Genomic DNA, 20,120 nt, shown 5'->3' on the forward strand with positions numbered 1-20,120 from the left:
CGTCATTTCTGCGGCTTTACTGCTCTTGCCGCTCCTACCGCTGCTACTGCTTCCGGATCGGGTACACGTGCAGGCCCGCCTGCGAGCTGTTCGTGGACGAGGTCACGAGGCTGCCCGGCGCACCGTCGAGGAACGATCCCGGCACCCGGGAGCCGGGCACCTCCAGGAACGTGCCCGGCGTGGCCGTCCCGTTCGTGTAGCCCACCGCCGCCGACGTGCCGCCGACGCCGCCGGTGCCGTTGCTGGCGTCACCGGTCTCCCATTGCAGCTGGGAGTCGTGGAAGACGATGTCGAAGGCGCCCGGTGCCACGTCGCCGCGGTCGACGATGAACAGCTCGAACGAGTTCAGCTTGTCGTCGTGGCCGCTGTAGTAGCCGACGTGGTCGTAGTCGACGCAGATCGCCTGGCGGCCGCCCACGTCACCGAGGCCGTAGCGGACCGGCATGGACAGTGCGCCTCGGGTGTCGACGTCGGCCCACCAGGCCGCGATCGTCGGCCGGGTGAAGGTCTTCAGGTCCGAGGGGGTGTAGTCGCCCATCGGACCGTCGAAGGTCACGTTGCCGTTGTTGTTGACCCACAGCGACTGGAACTGCTTGCCGTAGAAGTCGATGGCGAACGGCATCGGGATCTCCGGAGAGGAACCGTCGTCGTTCGGTGCCACCTGGCTGGCCTGGCAGGTCGTGCCGAGTGCGTCGCGGTCGAGTTCGACCTGGTAGGCGCCGGTGAAGCCGCCGGTGTCGTTGACGCGGAGCTGGTACTGGCCGGTCTCGGTCAGCCCGGTGACCGCGAAGGTGCCGCAGCCAGGACCCTGATTCGTGGTGATCACGCGGCCGCTCGGGGCGACGAACGTGACCGCGAACGTGCCCTGATTCACGCACGGTCCGGGCGTCGACAGGTGCACGGCGTCGTTCGCGCCGAGGTTCACCGTGTAGACGTCGACCGCGCCCGGCGAGTCCAGCGAGCCGTTGATCAGCGTGCCCAGTTGGAGCGCCGCGGTGTTCTCGACGTGGTCGGTCAGCGCCCCCAGGTCCGCCGTGCCGCCCAGGCGGCCGCCCACGCTCGCCGCGTCGTCGGCGAACTGTGCGTCGCCGGTCAGCGCGACGTCCAGGACGCACTGGTTGAACGCCGGGCCGGCGGTCAGGCCGTGGGCCCGGCAGACCGCCTCGGCGGCCGCGCGCTGCTCGGGAGTGAGGTCGGCCAGGGTGGCCGTGCCGGGCGGCAGGACGGGCAGTTCGCCGCCGGCCGGGATGGGGGTGCGGAAGAAGTCGGCGGCGCCGGTGCGCTGCCAGCTCGGAGCGAAGGCGGTGTACTCGGTCTGCGGCGTGGCCAGTGTGCCGTCGGCCGCCGTGAGGTCGTTCGACGGGTTGCGGTCGGCGTTGCCGTACAGGCCGTGCACGTGGCCCCAGCGCGCGGGCGCCAGCGTGATGGACATCGGCCCGGCCACTACGGATCCGGCGGCGAGCTGGGTGCCGTCCGGCCAGCTGACGACGGGATTGCCGCCCTGGAGCTTGACCGTCGCCCCGCCGGGCAGCGCCGTGGCGGTGTCGGTGAGGGTCAGCGGCTGGCCGTCCAGCGTCGCCGTGACCGGTCCGCCGAAGGCCGCCTGCTGGTTGTCGTTGAAGGCGATGACGGACGTGCCGACCTTCGCCGCGACGCCCCGGTTGAACGCGACCGACTGGTTCTGGGTGGGCACCCGGACGTACCGGGCCTGCACTTCGAAGTCGTCGGAGTCGCTCTTGGCGAGGACGTAGTCGCCGACCGCCTGGAAGTCGTACCGGCCGCCGTCGAAGGTCACCAGGTGCGGGTCACCGGAGGAGCCGCCGGGGCCCGGGTCGGGCGGGGAGCCGGGATCGGGGGTCGGGGTCGGCGTGGGCGGCGGCTGGTTGTCGTCGGAGTCGCAGGCGTCGCCGATGCCGTCATGGTCGGAGTCCGCCTGGTCCGGATTCGGCGTCGTCGGGCAGTTGTCCAGCGTGAAGGTGGCGCCGGACCACGGCTCCCGGTCCGGGATGCCGTCGCCGTCGCTGTCATTGCCGGGGAACAGCGAGGTGACGTCGCGCTTCTCCGGGTCGAAGGTGGGGTTCACCTCGAACAGGAACGGCCGTGCGTACTTGCCCGCGCCGTCGGGGGTGACCTCCAGCCGGCTCAGCGGGACGGTGGCCAGCTGCTCGATGAACGAACCGGGGTCGCCGGGGCAGAAGTCCAGGCCGTCCGAGACCTTGAGCTTCAGATCCGCTTCCAGATCGACCTTGCTGAGCACGCCGCGGTCCGTCGCCGTCGGCACGAACTTGACGTCGCCGGAGAAGGAGCGGTCGTCGGGCTGGGAGCCGGTCGCCGGCGACGACTCGCCGACGCCGCCCGCGGTGTTGCCGGGCAGGGTGAACGGCTGGGCGTAGTTGATGTCGACGTGCTGGCCCAGCCCGGAGAAGTCGGAGAGCTGCTCGGTGGTCGGGTTGTCCGGCGCCGACAGGTTCGGCGGGGCCGCCGCCGTCACGCGTTGCACCAGCTGGTCGACGACGGTCTTCATCGCGTTCTGACTCTCCGGGGCGTCCCGGTACTTCGTCAGGAACTCGTCGTCGCCCTCGACCTCGCGGGCGGAGGTCGGGACGCCGCCGTCCAGGTACTCGCCCCACAGCCGGGCCGAGCCGGCGCCGATCTCCAGCCGCAGGAACGGCAGCAGCGTCGCCTTCATGGACAGCCGGGCCACGATGGCCTCCGACGCCGATCCGTAGGGCGTGCAGAAGCTGCCCGGGTCCTCGGTGGGGCTCCGCCGGCGCGCGTAGACCTTCTCGCCGTCGAACGTGGAGAGCGTGGTGACCAGTTGGGAGCCCGAGACCCTGCTCGGAAGCACGGTGGCCGCGCCGGTGTCGGGGTTCACGCCCACCAGTTCGGCGGCCGCGGCGCTCACGCCGAGCGCGGCCGGGTCGATCGCGACGGTGACCGGCCGCGCCAAGCGCTTGCCGGACGGCGACAGGTCGACGAACGGCAGGCCGTAGCTGTCCTCGGTGCCGGTGAAGACCAACTGCGTGAACACCAGATCGGTCGGCTGGCGGACGGCGTCCCGCGGCACGTCGACTTCCCAGCCGGGCCCGGTGAACTTGCCGCCCGCGGAGGTCACCGTGGTCGGCGAACCGAGCTTCTGCACGAGGACGTTGGCCGCGGGCGCCGCGCCCTGGCTGAGCGTCGCCGTCGCCTTTCCGGACAGGAATCCGGGCGCGCTGACCGTCGCGACGACCAGGCCGTCGGGCAGCCCGGTCACCTGGAAGCCGCCCTGGGCGTCGGTGGTGGCCTTCTTGGCGCCGTAGGCGACGGTCGCGCCGGCGACGGCCAGGCCGGTGCCGACATCGCGGACCGTGCCCTTCAGCGTGCCGACGGCGGCCGGGGAGTGCTGGGCGACGGTGACGGTGACGCAGTTGGTGTGCGCGCCGGTCGCGGTGACGGTCAGCCGGTTGGCCTTCTCAGGGTTGAGCGCCACTTCGACGGTGTAGGTGCCGTCCGCGCCGGCGGTCGTGCGTGCGGGCAGCAGACCGCCCTGCACGGAGATCACGGCCGATGCGGGTGCGGTGCCCTCCAGGACGATGCTGGCCCGGTCGGTGGTGTCCGGGGCGACGACGGTCAGGTCGTGGTCGCTGTGGCCGTGACAGGCCTTGGGGAAGTGATCGTGGTCCTTGCGGCAGGCCCGGAACGGCGGCGCGGGCCTGGCGGGTTCGGATCTCGTCGGCTTGGCCGGCGGCTTGGGCGCCTTCGCCGGGTGCGACGCCTCGGTGGCGGGACGGCCGGCGGCGGTCGCGCCGGAAGCCGAGGTCGCGCCGAGCACCGGCGTCATTGCCAGGAGGAGGATTGACGCCACCGCGGGTGACGATCTGCGTCGCAATCGGTGACTTCGGACTTTCACCATGACGGTTGTCCTTTTACAGATATGCGGTTGTGACTGACGGCTCCAATTTCGGGCACCGCATCAGGTCGCGGGAAGTAGGTGCTACCGCCTAGTGGTTCGTATCGTGGCTGGCTGATGCCTCAATGACGCTTGCGCGGCAATGGTGAACGAGGAAGTGCTGATCAGCATCGTGACAAGCGTATGAATGTCGAGAATGCTGTCCGGCCGAGGTGGCGGTGCCTGCCGAATGGCGTCATCAAGCCATTCCGGCGCCGTATGGACCGGGGTTGCCAAGGTGCCATACGCCGCCGGCAACCCGGAACTGAGGCGGCAGTGTTCAAGAGTTCGAGAATCGTTTTTCGGCGATGTGAAGGCGGGTGGTTCGGCGACGTGAGCAGGGACCCCGCTGATTCAGTGACTCCGCTGTTTCAGTGAGCACGCCTGCTTGTGCGTCACTCGCTCGTCAGTCAGTCGCCTCGGCTCCCTATGGCGCTGACGTCCTATCACAGGACCCTGGGCTACTTGCGCAGGCGCAGAGCGAGGGGATTGGCCTGGTAAATCAAGGTTCACGCAAGGGATTCGTTCATTGACCGGGGACTTCGCCCCTGCGAACCTACGAATCATGTCACCCTCCGCTCACAAGGAGCCACCGCATGATACGTAGAGCATTGGCGACCGGCCTAGCCGTCACCGTCATCTCCGCGATGTCGGTCGTGCTGGCGCTGCCGGCCGCCCAGGCCAGCCAGACCGGCACGGCCACCCCCACCGTCCCGCAGGGACCGGCGACCCCGGACTCCCGCGCGCAGGCGGTCGACGACGGCAAGGTGCGGCTGCCGAAGACGCCCGGCCGCGTGTTCTCGGCCAGCACTGACGCGGTCAATGTTCTGGCGACGCCGCCGAACATCGACGTCAACAACGTCAAGGCGCATCTGTCGCAGTTCCAGACCTTCGCGAACAGCAACGGCGGGAACCGGGCCACCGGGACCGGCGGCCACACCCAGACTGCTCAGTACCTCAAGAGCAAACTGGAGGCCGCGGGCTTCACCGTCACCATGCAGAGCTGCACCCGCTGCAACGGCTCGGCGCAGAACGTGATCGCCGACTGGCCGGGCGGCGACACCAACAACACCTACATGTTCGGCGCGCACGCCGACAGCGTGAGTGCGGGCCCGGGCATCAATGACGACGGCTCCGGGATCGCGTCGATCCTGGAGGTCGCGCTGCAACTGGCCGCGGCCCATCCGACCATGCAGAACCACGTCCGGTTCGGTTTCTGGACCGGCGAGGAGCAGGGCGAGGTCGGGTCGGCCTTCTATGTCAGCTCTCTGTCGAGCGCGCAGCGGGCCGCGATCAAGGGGTACGGGACGTTCGACATGGTGGCCTCGCCGAACGCGGGCTACTTCATCAACGGCAGCGAGACCATCGCGACCAACCTCCGGGCGTACTTCACCAGCATCGGCGTCTCGACCGAGACGTCGACCGAGTGCTGCTCGGACGACGGCTCGTTCCGTGACGCGGGCATCCCGGCCGCGCTCGGGTCCACCGGGGCCAGCGCGGTCAAGACCAGCGCGCAGGCCGGCAAGTGGGGCGGCTCGGCGGGCGCGGCGTACGACTCGTGCTACCACCGGTCGTGCGACAGCTACCCGTCGAACATCAACAGCACCAGCCTGGACCGGTTCGCCGACAGCATCGCCTATGCGGTGTGGGGCGTGGCGGTGGGCTCGTCGACACCGACGAACGACTTCTCGATCGGCGTCTCACCGGCGTCGGGCAGCGTCGCTCAAGGCGGAACAGTCAGTACCACCGTGAGTACGGCGGTCACCCAGGGGAGCGCTCAGCAGGTCACCCTGGCGGTGTCCGGCCTGCCCGGCGGCGTGACGGCGTCGTTCAACCCGGCCACCGTCACGGCCGGCCAGAGCAGCACCCTGACTCTGACCGCGTCCGCGACGGCCACGACCGGGTCGAAGGCGATCACCGTCACCGGCACGGCGCCGTCGGGGGCCCACACGGCCACCTACACCGCGACCGTGACGTCGACCAGCCCCGGGAACGACTTCTCGGTGAGCGTGTCTCCGGGGTCGGCGTCGGTACCCGCGGGTTCCTCGACGACCGCGACCGTCTCCACCGCGACGGTGTCCGGGACCGCACAGACCGTGGCTCTGTCGGTTTCCGGTAGTCCGACTGGCGTCACCGCTTCGGTGAGCCCGTCCTCGGTGACCTCCGGTGGCTCGGCCACGCTGAGCATCGCGGTCGCCGCGACCGCGGCCGCCGGCACCTACACCCTGACGGTGACGGGATCCGGCTCCGCGACTCATAGCGCCTCGTTCACCCTCACGGTGACCGGTGGTGGAGGCGGCGGCAACTGCGCCGGAGTGTCGGCCTGGTCCGCGAGCACCTCGTACGCACCTGGCGACAAGGTGACCTACAACGGCCACCTGTACAAGTCCACGTGGTACTCGACCGGGGCGGTTCCGACCGACCCGCAGTCGTGGGCCGTGTGGAGTGACGGCGGAGCCTGCTGAGTAAAGCAGTCTCCATCACGAGGCGGGCCTCTCTGGGACAGAGGTCCGCCTCTTGGCGTCGTCATTGACGCTGGTCCAGGCCAGTATTAGTCTCCCGCCGTCGGCGACAAGGAGAACTGCCACGTGAGCTCGCTACCGGTGGCCGCAGTCGACGGCGGGAAGTCCGGACTGCGCATAGCAGTGCTCTGTGAACATGGTCGGAGCGAAGGGACAGGACCCGGATACTCCTTCGAACAGGACGATTCCGCAGCGGGCCGTGACGGAGCCAGTGGGCATCTCGCCGAGGCCGTCCGCGTCGCCTGGTCCACGGTCGGCGCGGATCCTTGCCTGGCCGGAGCCCGGCTCGACGGAATCTGCCTCGGGCTCACCGGCCTTCCGGCCTCGGCCGACACGCGGGCGGCTTTGGCGGGCAGACTGGACAAGCTCTTTCCCGGCGCCGCGATCATGATCGCCACCGACGGCGTTCTCGCCCACGCCGGCGCGCTCGCCGGGCCCGGTGTCACGATCGCGGCCGGGACCGGCACAGCGGTGCTCGCGCTGAACGCCCAGGGACGCTCGGCGAGCCGCGATGGATGGGGACCGCTCGTCGGGGACCGTGGCAGCGCCTATGCCGTCGGCCTCGCGGGATTGCAGGCCGCAGGGCGCGCGCTCGACGAGGCCGGGCCTGCCACGGCGCTCGCGGCAGCGCTGGAACGGCATCTCGGCGGCCGGGACCTGGCTGCGCTTCGTCGGCTCTACAGCAACCCGGTCGCCGTGACAGAGGTTGCGGCGTTCGCACGGGACGTCGCGGAGGCGGCGCGCGATGGTGATGCGGTGGCCGTGGCCATCTTTCGGGACGCCGCTGGCGACCTGGCAGCGACGGCTGCGGCGGCGGCGCGAGCTGTCGGGCTCGCGGGTGACGACGCTGCGGCGGCGCTGACCGGTGGGTTGGCCGGCGCCGGGGATGTCCTGGTCGAGCCGTTGCGGACGGCGCTGGCTGGTTATGGGCTGGCCTTGGTGCCCGCCGCAGGTGATGTGTTGGACGGGGGTCTTCGGTTGGCGAACTGGACGAGCGCGCCGGCCTATCGCCAACTCGTCGAGCTGTATCCCAAGGTGCTGCGATGATGCGAGTCGGTCACGGCCGGACGGCTCTGGCCCCGCGTTTCGGCGAGCCGATGGGTGGCTACGTCGACCGGCAGGGCGGGGTCGCCGGAATTCACGATCTGCTGGAGGTCCATGCCGTGACCTTCGCTGACGGCGAACGTCGGTTCGCGCTGGTCACGGTTGATCTGATCTGCGTCAACGCCGATCTGGCGGGCAGCGTAAGGCGAATGCTGGCTCGTCAGGGCATTGATGCGTGCTGGCTGACAGCTACGCATACCCACGCGGGCCCGGAGGCGGGATGCCGGCCGGGTGGCACGGTGACGCCGGAGGACCTTGCGGGCCGTGTGCGGGACGCCGTCGCGACAGCTGTGGGCGACGCCGTTCGGAGTGAACAGTTCGCGCAGCTGACGCTCGGTCGCGTCGAGGTGCCTGGAATCGCGGGCCGGCGGAGTCTGGCTGCTGCCGGGGATGGCGAACGGATGCCGATTGACGTGGTCGCCGTGCGATGCGCCGGCGAGCTGCGCGGTGTGGTCGCGGTCTCGCCGATCCACCCGACCGTGCTGGGAGCCGCGAATCGGCAGTGCAGCGCGGACCTCAACGGTGGGATCCGATCGGCTCTCGGCCGGATGATGGCTGATGGGAGCCGTGCGCCGTGGGCTGTTGTTGCGACCGGGGCAGCCGGAGATATCAGTACCCGACATACAAGGCGTGCCGCGAGCTGGGATGAAGTCGACCGGCTTGGCGCCCTGGCGGCTGAGGCCGTCGTGGCCGAGCTCAATCAGGAACAGGAACCTGAGGCGGTCGCGTCGGATGGTAACGGCATCATCGGGCCGTTGAAGGCTGACGTGACGCTGGCGGCCAAAACGAGGGCCAACTGGGCACTGCCGGAACTCTACGGTCCTTCTCGGATTTCTGATGGATCGAGCACATCGGACACCAATGATCGCAGCGCGGAGACCTTTGGCCAGGGTCTCCGCATCGCTGCCGAGCTGCTCGATTCCGGCTGTGGCGCTCCGCATGACGTGTCGCTGGAGGGGGTCTGCCTGGGTGGCATCACGCTGCTCGCGATTCCTGGCGAACCCTTTCTGGCGCTGGGCGAGGCTGTTCGGGCCGGCGCGCCCGAGCCGGACCGCTGCGTGGTCATCGGCTATGCCAACGGGTACCTCGGATACATCCCGGACGAGGCTTCGTATGCGGCTCCCGCCTATGAGGTGCTGGCGAGCCCGCTCGCGATCGGGGGTGGGGAAGCGGTGGTGGCTGCCGCCTCGGATCTGGTTGCGCGTCTTGCGGGTCTCGCGGGTCTGGCGCGTCTTGCACGTCTTGCACGTCTGGCGAGTGAGACGTCAAGCGCCGAATGAGCCGCGTTGGCGCATGGAGGAGCCGGAGTTGTAATACGAGGGATAGGCGATCTTCGCAGCGAGAACCGGATCCATCTGCTGCATGATGGTTCTGGCTCGAACCGGGCTCATGCAGTGAAGCATCGCCCCGGCCTGGGCCGGAGCCATCAGGTTCAGCATCGCGGCGACCCGTGCCGGATCCATTCGGTCCAGGAACATGCCGGCGACGGTCTCGGGTGCGAACTGCAATACGTGGGCGACGTGGCCCAGGTTCATCTCGTTCAGCAGGCGGGCCGCGCGGCCCGGCAACTCCTCGTCCAGCAGGACCACGACTTGGTGGGGGTCCATCCGGTCCAGCGTGCGGGCGACCTTGGTGGTGTCCATCCGGTCCAGCACCAGGACGGCCTGCTTCGGGTTCATGTGGACCAGGGCGGCGTCCGCCTGGTCCACGTCCATCCGGGCCAGGACCAGGACGGCCCGGCTCGGCGCCAGCTCGTCCAGAATCTCGGCGACCCAGGCCACTGATATGCGGCTCAGGATACTGAGCATCTGATCGGGATCCATGTCGTCCAGCGTGCCGTCCCGACGCCGGGCCACCAGCTCCGACAGGGCGTCCGGGCTCCGCTCCGGTTCCGGGTCGCCGGCCGCCTCGTGCTCGGCCCGGTCCAGCTGCCGTTCCAGGTCCTCGGCACGGGCCTCGGCGGCCAGCCGTTGCCGATGGGCCTGGTCCAGCTCGCGTTTCAGCCGTTCGATCTCGTCCAGGAGAGCCTGCCGGTCGTCCTGGACCCGGTAGTGATACCGCTCCACCTGGTAGGCGTGGCCTGTGGGCTGCCGGCCACCGTCGTCGCCCGGCCTCCACAGATCGACGTCGAACTTCGCGATGTGCTGTTGGGCGGCGTGCAACGCGGCCGTCAGGGCTTGCTCCTTGCGCCGGGCCTGTTGGGCGACGTTGTCGGCGGCCGCGAGCTGTTCGCGCAGCAGCACGATCTGTTGCTGCGGCGTTCCGCCGGACCTGAGAGCGGCCTGATGCAGAGTTCGCAGATGGGTGACCACGTATTGGGTGGGCGGAGCCGTTTCGCAGCGCCGCGTCGACAACATCAGCAGATCCTCGATGACCCGGAAGTCCGGAATCCGTTCACCGCTCAAATATCTGGACAAGGTGCCCTTGTCCATATGCAGCTGTGCCGCGCACAGTGTCATCGATATCCCCAAGGCATTGACGAGCATGCGCAGCTCGCCGGCCAGCGTGGTTGCCTCCGGTGTGAGGTTCTGGCCCAAGGGCTTCAGTTCTTTCGAGCCAGGCACGGCCTCACAGCCCTTCTTCTCTTCTGTTGCAAGGGGTCGGCAACGTTGCCCCGTTGCGCAACGTCACGGACCCATTCCATCGTGGATTCATCGGGTCAGTGGCCTGAATCGCACAACGATCTCCAGGAAGACGAGGGTTTTCGTGATGGGTGAGAACGGCAAGCGCGGCAGGGCGAAGAGTGATCGGGACGAGGGCGGCTGGGGCCGGGCCGCGGTCGTGGCCGCATGCACCGGAGCACTGGTGCAGCTGGCTCGGCTGGTTGTCAGCATGCTGCGTTGAGCGCGCGGGCCGTCGCGGGTGAGGAGGCGCGCGTGGGAGACCCGGACGAGGGCCGGGGGTAGGTGTCACGTGGTGGTGCGGATCGTGGGGAGGGATGGTGCGGCGACGGCCGGGACGCGGGCCCGAGGGCGCGTCCCGGCCGTCCACGGATGGCTCGGCTCCGCAGGGTTCCGAGCTCCGCAGGGTTCCGAGCTCCGTAGGGTTTCGAGCTCCGCAGGGCTCTGAGCCCCGTGAGGCTCAGCTCCGTGAGCGAAGGATCCGTTCCGTCCTGGCGTCCAGCTCGGCCCGGAACTGGTGGGCCAGCTCGGCTTCCTGGAGCCGCAGGTCGTGGTCGACTCGTCGCTTGCCGGTCTCGGCCCGCTGCGTCCGCACATGCTTCTCGAACTCGTAGCCCGCGTGCGCGCAGACCTTCTCGACGTCGAGGTGCAGCAAGTGGAGTTCCTGATTCGCGGTCTGCCGGCGAGCCAGCGCGCGGTCGTACCGGGTGGGGCCGCTCATCAGCTTCGCCAGGACCGGCATGGCGTCCACGACCACGAGGATCAGGTGGATCAGGATCGTGACGAAGCCCGCGTACCACGTCGACCAGGCCACTACGGACAGTGCGTCCGCCCTGGTCAGCAAGCCTCCGCTGTCCAGCGTCGCGGTGTGGTCGGCGATCGCTTTGTCGAGCGCGGATTGCCGCGCTGCCTGGTAGGCGGAGCCGGCGGTGCGTTCCTGGGTGGCGAGCGTCGCGGCGGTGTCCTTGACGGACTTCAGGCGGGCGTTGAGCGCGTTGATGTCTGTGCCAGCGCGGAAGGCGACGATGTCCTTCCGGATGTTCTCGCACGTCGTCGTGGTGTCCCAGTACGCGCCGCGCCTGATCCAGCGCTCCGGCGCGCACTCTTTCTGCTCGTCCTTCAGCTTGACGTTGAGCGCCGCGTTGAAGTCGTCGACGCTTTTCTGGGCGACGGTGACGTCGGCGGCGTTCGACGCGATCTGGCGCTGTACCTCGGTCGGCGAACCGGCGACGTGCAACTGGAAGCCCAAGCAGTCCGCGGCGGTGTTCACCGTGCCGTCGGTCGGGTTGCAGCGGACGATCTGGCCGGCGTAGGCCTGCTCACTGCTCAGGTTGACCGCCGCGATCTGGTGCTTGATCTCCTTGTCGAAGATCTGGAGCAGCAGCGGTTCGGCGACGAACAGGCTCAGCAGCACCGACAGCATGAGCCGGGGCAGCAGCGCGAGCAACCGGGCCCGGCTCACCCCGTGCGTGCTGGAGACCAGCCAGCTGTCCAGACCGAGCACGATCCAGAACCAGACCACCGCGATCAGCACCTTGGCCGCCGTGGGCAGCTCCGACCGCACGGTGCTCAGCGCCACCGCCATCGAGATGCCGCCCTGGAGCGCGGTGTTGAACACGATGACGCCGAACCAGGCGTACTTCGTGCGGTCCTCCGGCTCCCAGTCCATGACGTCCTCGCGGACTCCGATGAGCCGCCGCATCCAGGACGCCGGACCGCGCCGTCGGGGCGCCGGACGGGCCAGCCGGTCGTCGTCGCCGAAGGCGCCGCCGGCGCGCGGCGGCACCGGGTCCTCGTAGGACACCGGGCGGACGGTGGCATCAGTTGCCACTGCGCTCCTCCCGTCCGGCCTCTCCGTAGTCGTCCTCTCCGTACTTGTCGTCGCTGTAGCCGTCGCCGCTGTAGTCGTCCGCCGCGTACTCGTTGCTGTCGGACTCCACGTTCAGCTCGACGTCGATCACGGTGCCGTTCTCGCCCGGCGCGCCGGGAGGCTCCGCGCCTTCGACCGCCGCCACGGCGTCGGCGCCCGTCGACGCGGGCAGCTCCCCGATCTGCCGGATGAGTTCGCCGATGTCCAGCGGGAGCTCGTCGCCGGCGCCTCGGCTGATGGCCAGCTTCAACAAGCTGTCCTGGATCTGGAGCACCTGCTGCCGCCAGACGCGGTCGTGGTCGCGCTCGGACAGCCGGTCCTCGCGATCCTGGCTGATCCGCCGCTGCTCCTCGATGAACTTCAGCTCCCACCGCCTGGTCTCCTCCGCGCGCACCGCTTCGACCTCGGAACGGGTCTTGAGGTACTCGAACTCCTTGAACCGGTCCTCACGGTCGATCTGGAAGCGCCAGTCCTCGCGGTCGAGGTCCCGGTCGTAGCGACGGCGCTCCACCTCCCGGTCCTGGTTGCTGCGCACCTGGTCGGCGTAGTGGGCGGCGTCCATCGCCCCGCGGTGGAAGGCCGCGGTGTAGGCGGCGACCGGGTCCCGGCCGTACTGCCGCAGGTCCTCGGCGGTCTCGCCGCGCACGAAGTCGTTCTGCTTGGCCCGCGCGAGCAGCTCGTGCTCCTGCTGCCGGGTGCTGAGCAGCTGCTCGTACTCGGTCCTGACCCGCTCGAGGTCCTGACGGTGGCGCTCGTCCTGCACCTTGCGGAGCTGGATCGCGTCGCGGCGCTCCTCGTCCAGCTCGTCGCGGAACCGGTCGCGCTCCCGCTGCCATTCGGCCTGTTCCCGCTCCCGCAGATGTTCTTGCAGTTCCTCGGGCGAGAACACGGCGACCACGGAAAGCTGGATCTCCAGTCCCGACAGGGCCGGGGGCCGCATCTCCAGGAAGGCGATCAACCGGGCCTCCACCTGTCGCCGGACCTGGGCGGTCCGGGTGGTCGGCAGGTTCGAGCCCTCCTCGTTGAGCCCCGGGATCTCGCGGACGTAGCCCTCCAGCAGGCCGGCGACGTCGGTCACGCCGTCCTGGACCACGACGGCGGGGTCGCGGACCGTGCACAGGAAGGTCACTCGCAGGGTGAAGACCCCGACCCCGCTGGAGGGGATCGCGAGTTCGGCGACGACCGGGACCCGCTTGCGGCAGTCGACGACCGTGACCGAGCTGGCCTTGACCACGACCTCGTCGCGCGCACTCGCCAGGCCGTGCTCCGCCACGTACCGCTCGCCCACGCGGAACACCCGCACCTGGTGGGCTTCCAGGCGCGGCAGGTCGCCGGATTCCCGGACCGGCCTTCGCAGCAGGGTGCCGCGGTTCGCCGCCGGCCCCAGGGTCCGCTGGTCGACCAGCGGATAACGCGTCTCACTCATGGTTGGGTTCGTCCTCCGGTTTCCGGACGGCGAGCAGGAAGACGCCGGCCAGATCGTCGTTGCGGGGGTCCCGGCGGGGATGCAGCGCGTCAAAGAGCAGCTGGCGTTCCTGGGCCGGCAGCGCGAGCCCGAGGGCTCGCCCGAAGCGCTGCGCGGTGAGCCGGGGCTCGGAGCAGGTCTCCGGTAGGGCTTTCACGATCTTCATCAGCGCGGCCTTGGCTTCGGTCCGGTGCGGCCGGAAGACCAGCACCCGGGCGCACAGTTCGGCTAGCTCCGAGGTCACGGCCGGCTGCTGGGCCAGCGCTATCGCGCAGACCGGCTTCTCGCTCTCCCAGTCGAGGAGCTCGAGAAGCCCGATCACGGTCTGGAACGTCAGTTCCTTGATCTTGCTGGTGACGGCGGTCCGGCGCTGGAGCCGCATCCGGTGCCTGAGCAGCTCGGTGACCACGGTCGCGTCCTCGTCGCATTCGATCAGCGCCGCGAACAAGTACCCCAGATGCTCCTGGGCCGCGGCGCTCACCGAGCCGCCGAACTCCACCTGGTGCCACAGCCGCTTCACGGCGTCGTGGGGGAAGCGGACGCCGAGCATGCCGCCGAAGGCCACCACCGCTGTGGACCGCTGCACCACCGAGCCGTTGGCGATCCAGTCGCGGGCGACCGACACGGCCGCGCCCGCGAGGTCCTCGTCCAGGCACATGCACCACAGCACCTGCACGGCGAATGTCTGGCAGGCGCGGCGGCCTCGGCCGGAGGCCCAGGGCACCAGATAGCTGTGCATCACCTCGTCGAAGGTCGTCCGGGCCAGCTGGGCCAGGCCGGTGGCGATGGCCAGTTCCAGGAGTTCGTCGGTGTTCTCGGCGACGACGTCGGTGAGCCAGTCGCGGACCGCGTCCCAGAACGGCGTCCCGCAGGTCTCCCACAACTCGTCCAGCACCCACTGGCGGTAGCGGGGGTCGGCGAAGACCAGCACCGAGCGGGTGATCGTGCCGGCCGGCAGCTCCTGGGTGGCGACCAGCGGGTTGTCCTTCAGGACCCGCCGCCGGTCGTAGACCGGCGCGAATGCGGGCTCTGGCTTGGGCTTGGCCTCCTGCGCCGCCAGCTCCGCGGGCTCTGCGGCCTTGGGCTCGGGCGGTGCCAGGCGGTCGTCCAGCTGCTTCTGGAGTGTCTCGAACGTGCGGCGGTTCGAGCCCACGGCGAAGGCCATGGTGGTGATGGCGCTGTAGTCCGACAGGGTTCGCGCCTCGGTGAACCACTTCCGGACGACCTGGACGGCGTTGCCGCCCTGCCGCTCCCAGGCCTCCGCCGGAGTGACGCCGGAGATGAGCAGGTCGGCCACCGCCACGGCGTCCCGGAGCGTGCAGTCGCCGGGAAGCCCGGCGAGGGCTTCGTCGATCAGCGTGGGCTCGCACCCCCGCAACCGCGCTTCCAGCACCTGCTTGGGCTCCGGCGTGCGCCACTCGATGTGCTGGACGGTCTCCGGGTTCGCCGGGAGGTCGTGGACGGTGGTGACCACCAGGAAGGCCTTGTCGGCCCGGAGCCGGTCCCGGACCTGGCGCCAGGCGAAGTCCGGCTCGGCGAGGGGCTCGTTCCTCCGGTCCAGCAGGACGTAGCCGAGCCCGGTCTGGAACTCGCGTTTGGCCAGTTCGTCCAGGGTGCTGTCGGGCGAGAGGACGACGCAGCGGTCGTCCTCGATGAAGCCCCGGATCAGCGCGAGCGCGCCGGCCCGCTTGCCGCTGCCGCTCGGCGCGGTCAGCACGACCACCTTGTCGTCCTCCAGGGCGGCGGCCGCCCGGTCGAAGCACGGGCGCGGGTGGACGTAGCACTTCAGCGTGGAGTCCATCTCGGCGGCGTCCACCCAGCCGGTGGCCTTGCGCCGGGTGGTCGTCTGCTGGCCGCCCACGCCGAACATCGCGTCCGGCGCGGTGAAGTTGGAATTGAACTGCGCGAAGTTGATGATCCGGCCTTGGAGCAGGCCGTCGTCCTCCGGGGCCCCGAAAGCCTCGGCGTCGGACTTTGCGCCGCCCTTCTTGTCGTCGGCGTGCGGGGGCAGGTCGTCACCCGTGGGTTCGCGTTCAACCATGGCAGCCTCAGAGCTTGATCCCGATGACGGCCCCGCGGGCGTCGAAGTCGTGGTTGTGCACGGAGACGTACATCGGCGCGCCCGCGTGCGCGGGGGTGCCAGAGTTCGCGGCATCGGAGTTCGCGGCATCGGAGCTCGCGGCGGCGCCGGAGTTCCCGGGCGGCAGGGCGGCGGGCGACGGCGACGGCGAGGACGAGGACCCGGCGTCCGGGGTTCCGGCGGCGTGCGGCACCCAGATCCAGGCCGCGCCGCGGTACTCCTTCTCGACGACCTCGGCCTGCCGGAACTGCACAGGACGCAGCGTCGTGTAGCCGGGACGGATGACGTCGCCGTAGATGGGCGCCGTGACACCGACCGCGAGATGGGCTTCCGGGGCCTCGGCGAGCGCGGTGCGCAACGCCTCGCAGCCGTTGACCCGGGCCAGCTCCACCGGCCCCGGGCCGACGAAGCCCAGGTCGCCGCCGGAGACCGGGCCGTAATGGATGGCGACGCGCAGCCGCAGCCACGCTTCCACCAGCCGGCTCTCGTTGTAGTTGCGCAGGCCGGCCTCCAACGCCCGGGTGAAGGTGTCGACCAGCGCCGGTTCGGACGTTCCCTCCGGCAGCACGGCGAACAGCGCGTCCCCCTGCGCCTGGATCTCCCAGTCCGCGTAGCGCAGCGCGGCGGCGTGCGCGGCCGCGTTCACCAGGCGGGGTATGGCTTCCTGGAACTCGCGCTGGCGGATCTGACTGCCGGCGCCGTAGCCCTTGGCGTCGACCAGCAGCAACAGCCGCCGCCCGAACTGACGGCCCCCGTCGGCGCCGAGCGGATCACCCACGATGAATACCTTCCGTTTCCGGTTGATGACACGGAGAGAATCAGGATGCAGTATTAGTCGCGCATGGCGCAGCAGAACTCTGCGATGCTCCCCGTCCGTGTGGAATTCGTCCGACGGCGCATCCCCTCCCCGCGCCGCCGGTGGAACCGTCCTACACCCGGGTCCGGCGCCGAACCCCCTCGAAATACGGGTTACGGCAAACCCGTAGAACTGCCTGGTCCGGGCGGGGGAGCTCTGGCCTACTCGTCATCAGGGCACATCAACGCCGAGTGATGGAGGGGGTACCCATGGCGTCCAGGGGACCGGTCGGGGCGAGGCTGCCGGAACCGACCGCACCGGACCGGCTGATGCTCGCGGCGCTGCAGAGCACGCATGAGCATGCCGATACCAAGGCCGGGATCCTGGTCGCCGCGCAGGGGGCGCTCGTCGGTACGGCGGGGGCGTGGAACCGGCAGGCGGTGCGGGCCTGGGAGCACGGGGGGTGGGCCGGGGTGGTCGGTGGGGGGCTGTTGGTGGTGTTCGCGGTGGGGTTGGCCGGTGGGGTGGCTTGTCTGGCGCTGGCCTTGTGGCCGCGGTTGTTGCGGCCGACCGGGCCGAATCGGTTCAGCTATATCGATCTTGCGCGGTCGAGTACTGCAAGGACTTCGAGTCCATCGAGTCCTTCGAGTACTCCAACCCCTTCGAGTCCATTGAGTCCTCCAAGCCCTCCAAGCCCCTCGAACCCTTCGGCTCCTGCGAAGCCGGCGAAGACTGCGAAGCCCGTCCGGTCCGCGAGCGATCCGGCGGCGGATTCCGAGTCCGACCGCCTGGCCGAGCGGCTGGAGTTGGCCGAGACCGTGCGATTCCTGGCGCGGGTCGCGGTGATCAAGCACCGGTCGCTGATGGGTGCCGTGTTGTTCACGACGGTCATGGGGCTGAGTGCGGGTCTGTTCCTGGTGCTGCGGCCGGTGCTGGTGTGATGGGCGGCGGAGGGGGTCTCGGCCCGTGCCCCGGTTGGTGTCTCGGCTCGTGCCCCGGGCCGCGCGGTGGCTCAGCCGTCGATCAGTTCACCGACCTGCCGGAGGCGCGGCAGGTCCCGGATCACGGTCGAGCGGTAGCCGGTCTCCAGCAGGCCCAGCTCGCGGAGTTCGCGCAGGGCTTTGTGGATCGTCGTCTCGGCCGCGCCGGTCAGCGTCGCGATCTCCGGCTGGGTCAGGCGGCAGCCGACTACTACGCCGTGCGGTTCGGGCCGCCCGTAGACCTCGGCCAGCTCCACCAGTAGGCGGGCCAGGCGGACTTTCGCGGAGTATCCGCCGAAGTCCAGTCGGCGCCGGTTTGCCCAGCGCAGCTGTTCCGAGACGCTGCGGGTGAGGGCCATCGCCACTTCGGGGCGGCGGGCCATCAGGTCCGCCATCATCGCGGGTTGGAAGACGCGGGCCGCCAACGGGCCGCAGGCGGTCACCGTCGCCGAGCGCGGGGCGCCGTCCACCGCGGCCATCTCGCCGACCATGTCGCCGCCGACCCGGACCGAGAGCAGGGACTCCTGGCCGTTCTCCAGGGTCGCCGTCACCTTCACGAACCCGGACATCAGCAGGAAGACGTGGCGGTCCCGCGCGCCCTCGGACAGCAGTACGTCGCCGGGTCCGAACGACACTCCGGTGCCGGCCCGGAGCAACTCCTCGCGGATCGGCGGGGGCAGCACGCCGAGCAGGCTGCGGTGCGGCCAGACGGCCGCGGCCGGGGGTCCTCCCACGGTGGCCTCCTGAATCAGGGGTCTGTTCCACCATGGTGCCCTGGAATCGGTCGTCCGGTTCGGGAAATCGCCGTGCCGGGGCTTCTCGTGCCTAGCGCCGGGCCCGGTCGCCGGTCTGCAGCGCCGCGATGATCTGGTTCAGGCTGCCGGAGACGTTCCTGTGGTCGAAGGTCAGATATTTGTAGTCCGCCAGGGCGGCGATGTCCGACGGCAGGAGATGGGGATCCAGGCGGGGCGTCCTGCTCAGCAGGAGCGGGATCACGCGGGTGCCGTTGGCGAACGCGGTCGAGATCTCGTGCCGGACCCAGTCGACGGTGCCGGCGGCGGCGTCCGCCTCGTTCTCCTGGAGCGTGTCGACCCATCGGGGGCCGATCAGCACGAGCATCGTCTCGCACTCCTTGAGGGCCCGCTCGATCACCGCCGAGTAGATCTCGCCGGGCTCGATGGACCTGCTCGCCATGAACACCTCGTCCGGGCCGAAGGCGCCGGACAGCTTCTCGTCCAGCAGGACCGCCGCGAAGCCGTCGTCCCTGGATCGGTAGCACAGAAAGACCTTTGCCATGCAGTCACTCCTCGGGGAGTTGCCGGAGCTCGACTGCTGGCCTGTGCACAGCAGGCGTCAGCGCCGATGATAGATCCGGCATGATCTTTCTTACCACGGGATCGGCGCGGCGCCGGTTGAGGATACGCGCGAGTTGGCGCAAGTCCGAGCGAATGGTGGCCGAACGGGTGGCGATGCCCTGGACGAGAACGGGGTGGATGACCTCGCAGGAGCGCCGAACATCGTTGACGGTGGCCAACGCCAGCGCCAGACGGGCGCCGATGCGGCCCCAAGCCCGTAGCGACGTCGGTTCGGTGGTGTCGAGCAGGCGGGTCAGGATCTCCACTGCTTCGGCGCTGCGTCCCAGATCGTGCAGGGCCCAGCCTTCCGCGAAGCTGCCCGTGTCGCGGACCTTGGTCGACCCGAGCACCAAGCCCTCGGGCGTCTGTATCTGCACACTGCGTGCGAGAAGGTCGGCCGACAGCGAGAGGGAACGGTGGAAGGCGATGTAGTCGCCCGCCAATGCGTGCCCCTGAGCCTCTCGCTCAGCAGCCAGTCCTTTCACACGGTTGCTGCAGTCCATGGTCTGAACTCGCCGCGCGTACGACACCGTGCCGTAAGCATCCTGCTGATACAGCGCGATATTGGCTCGGCGGACGTTCGCGTACGCGACAAGGTCCAGGTTCCCGGCCGTTCGGCCCAGGTCCACGGCATCATCCAACCATCTGAGCGCGGCCACGTCGTCGCCCATTTCTTGGGCCATCCACCCTGCGTACTCGGCGAAGTGGGAAGCGACGAGCGCGGCTTTGCGGGCGTCCGCGGGCCCGGAGGTCTGCGCCAGATGGCGGAGGACGGCGATCTGAGGGCGGAGCATCGCCAAGACCTGGGACGGCTCCAACACCTGCCCGAGGTCGCGCAGGTTCTTCAGGATCTGGTGAAAGACCTTCAAGGGCGCGTCGCCTTCCAGGCCGATGGCCGCCGGCGAGTTGTGGCCGGCCGGCACGACGACTCCATCAGCACCCTGCGTCGCCAGCTCATGGCGGCGGATCATGCCGGCGACCGGGACCAGCGGTTGTGCGGGGGTGCGCGGTGCGAACATGGCGATGAACTCGCCGCCGGCGTCGAGTGCCGCGTCGGCGACACGGACGAAATCAAGGCTCGGAGAGCGTGCCCCGGTCTCGACCTTGCTGATGAACCCTCTGCTGAACTCGATCCGTTCGGCCAACACGCTGATGCTCATCCCCGCGGCGAGCCGACGCCGACGCAGCTCGGCGCCGAACGATGTCGGCACCGGGTTGTGTTCAGCCATCTCAGCCTTCTTCTGTACTCGGGTTGTACTCGGGTGGCGCCTCGGGGGCGCCGACCTGTTTCCAGCCCTGTTTCCTGGCTGTTTCCTCATATGGTAGACGTGGCAACGGGAAACGTATACTCGCTCGCAGGGGCAAGCCGGGGCCGGGCCCCGTCGGAGGCAGGGGC

At 69.6% G+C, this 20,120-nt stretch carries 13 protein-coding genes; 4 read left to right on the top strand and 9 right to left on the bottom strand.

Going from position 1 to position 20,120, the window contains the following annotated elements; all coding sequences use genetic code 11:
- Positions 1-43: 43 nt before the first annotated feature.
- The gene (locus ABD481_RS22140; protein WP_344667633.1) at positions 44-3,847 is read right to left on the bottom strand and encodes a nidogen-like domain-containing protein; all 3,804 of its coding nucleotides are present in this window, start codon (positions 3,845-3,847) and stop codon (positions 44-46) included.
- Between the two features lie 680 nt (positions 3,848-4,527).
- On the opposite strand from ABD481_RS22140, the gene ABD481_RS22145 reads away from it, so the two are divergent.
- The 3 genes from ABD481_RS22145 to ABD481_RS22155 all read left to right on the top strand — a co-directional run bounded on the left by ABD481_RS22145 (position 4,528) and on the right by ABD481_RS22155 (position 8,837).
- Positions 4,528-6,396: a M28 family peptidase gene (locus ABD481_RS22145; protein ID WP_344667634.1), complete on the top strand. Its 1,869-nt coding sequence runs from the start codon at positions 4,528-4,530 to the stop codon at positions 6,394-6,396.
- A 123-nt stretch (positions 6,397-6,519) separates the two neighbouring features.
- The gene (locus ABD481_RS22150; RefSeq protein WP_344667635.1) at positions 6,520-7,500 is read left to right on the top strand and encodes an N-acetylglucosamine kinase; all 981 of its coding nucleotides are present in this window, start codon (positions 6,520-6,522) and stop codon (positions 7,498-7,500) included.
- Complete coding sequence (locus ABD481_RS22155) at positions 7,497-8,837, top strand: hypothetical protein (protein WP_344667636.1); 1,341 nt, start codon at positions 7,497-7,499, stop codon at positions 8,835-8,837. Before ABD481_RS22150 ends, ABD481_RS22155 begins: the two co-directional genes overlap by 4 nt.
- Here the strand turns inward: ABD481_RS22155 and ABD481_RS22160 are convergent.
- The 5 genes from ABD481_RS22160 to ABD481_RS22180 form a co-directional block, all read right to left on the bottom strand.
- Positions 8,823-10,121, bottom strand: coding sequence for a magnesium transporter MgtE N-terminal domain-containing protein (locus tag ABD481_RS22160; RefSeq protein ID WP_344667637.1), 1,299 nt, complete (start codon positions 10,119-10,121; stop codon positions 8,823-8,825). The genes ABD481_RS22155 and ABD481_RS22160 overlap by 15 nt on opposite strands.
- A 517-nt stretch (positions 10,122-10,638) precedes the next feature.
- Positions 10,639-12,009: a DUF4407 domain-containing protein gene (locus ABD481_RS22165; RefSeq protein WP_344667638.1), complete on the bottom strand. Its 1,371-nt coding sequence runs from the start codon at positions 12,007-12,009 to the stop codon at positions 10,639-10,641.
- Positions 11,999-13,474: a hypothetical protein gene (locus ABD481_RS22170; protein WP_344667639.1), complete on the bottom strand. Its 1,476-nt coding sequence runs from the start codon at positions 13,472-13,474 to the stop codon at positions 11,999-12,001. Before ABD481_RS22170 ends, ABD481_RS22165 begins: the two co-directional genes overlap by 11 nt.
- Positions 13,467-15,554 carry a hypothetical protein gene (locus tag ABD481_RS22175; protein ID WP_344667640.1) on the bottom strand — a complete coding sequence of 696 codons (2,088 nt, stop codon included), beginning with the start codon at positions 15,552-15,554 and terminating at the stop codon, positions 13,467-13,469. The genes ABD481_RS22170 and ABD481_RS22175 overlap by 8 nt, the downstream gene beginning before the upstream one ends.
- Positions 15,555-15,561: 7 nt before the next feature.
- Entirely contained in the window at positions 15,562-16,371 is an 810-nt protein-coding gene (locus ABD481_RS22180; protein ID WP_344667641.1) for a nucleotidyl cyclase domain-containing protein, read from the bottom strand.
- A gap of 287 nt (positions 16,372-16,658) precedes the next feature.
- On the opposite strand from ABD481_RS22180, the gene ABD481_RS22185 reads away from it, so the two are divergent.
- On the top strand, positions 16,659-17,330 hold the full coding sequence (locus tag ABD481_RS22185; RefSeq protein ID WP_344667642.1) for a Pycsar system effector family protein: 672 nt from the start codon (positions 16,659-16,661) through the stop codon (positions 17,328-17,330).
- 71 nt (positions 17,331-17,401) lie between these two features.
- On the opposite strand, the gene ABD481_RS22190 is transcribed toward ABD481_RS22185, so the two are convergent.
- The 3 genes from ABD481_RS22190 to ABD481_RS22200 form a co-directional block, all read right to left on the bottom strand.
- Positions 17,402-18,103 carry a Crp/Fnr family transcriptional regulator gene (locus ABD481_RS22190; RefSeq protein ID WP_344667643.1) on the bottom strand — a complete coding sequence of 234 codons (702 nt, stop codon included), beginning with the start codon at positions 18,101-18,103 and terminating at the stop codon, positions 17,402-17,404.
- A 91-nt stretch (positions 18,104-18,194) separates the two neighbouring features.
- Positions 18,195-18,665, bottom strand: a complete 471-nt coding sequence (locus ABD481_RS22195) for a toll/interleukin-1 receptor domain-containing protein (protein WP_344667644.1) — start codon at positions 18,663-18,665, stop codon at positions 18,195-18,197.
- A 4-nt stretch (positions 18,666-18,669) separates the two neighbouring features.
- Positions 18,670-19,953, bottom strand: a complete 1,284-nt coding sequence (locus ABD481_RS22200; protein WP_344667645.1) for a helix-turn-helix domain-containing protein — start codon at positions 19,951-19,953, stop codon at positions 18,670-18,672.
- Positions 19,954-20,120: the final 167 nt, after the last annotated feature.

Origin of the sequence: Catenulispora yoronensis, from assembly GCF_039531695.1 — a bacterium.
GTDB classification, from domain to species: domain Bacteria; phylum Actinomycetota; class Actinomycetes; order Streptomycetales; family Catenulisporaceae; genus Catenulispora; species Catenulispora yoronensis.

Bases quoted from the DNA above. Each gene is read 5' to 3' on its own strand.
- ABD481_RS22155 (WP_344667636.1), top strand. From the start codon at position 7,497: ATGATGCGAGTCGGTCACGGCCGGACGGCTCTGGCCCCGCGTTTCGGC.
- ABD481_RS22175 (WP_344667640.1), bottom strand. From the start codon at position 15,554: ATGGTTGAACGCGAACCCACGGGTGACGACCTGCCCCCGCACGCCGAC.
- ABD481_RS22170 (WP_344667639.1), bottom strand. From the start codon at position 13,474: ATGAGTGAGACGCGTTATCCGCTGGTCGACCAGCGGACCCTGGGGCCG.
- ABD481_RS22145 (WP_344667634.1), top strand. From the start codon at position 4,528: ATGATACGTAGAGCATTGGCGACCGGCCTAGCCGTCACCGTCATCTCC.
- ABD481_RS22200 (WP_344667645.1), bottom strand. From the start codon at position 19,953: ATGGCTGAACACAACCCGGTGCCGACATCGTTCGGCGCCGAGCTGCGT.
- ABD481_RS22195 (WP_344667644.1), bottom strand. From the start codon at position 18,665: ATGGCAAAGGTCTTTCTGTGCTACCGATCCAGGGACGACGGCTTCGCG.
- ABD481_RS22185 (WP_344667642.1), top strand. From the start codon at position 16,659: ATGGCGTCCAGGGGACCGGTCGGGGCGAGGCTGCCGGAACCGACCGCA.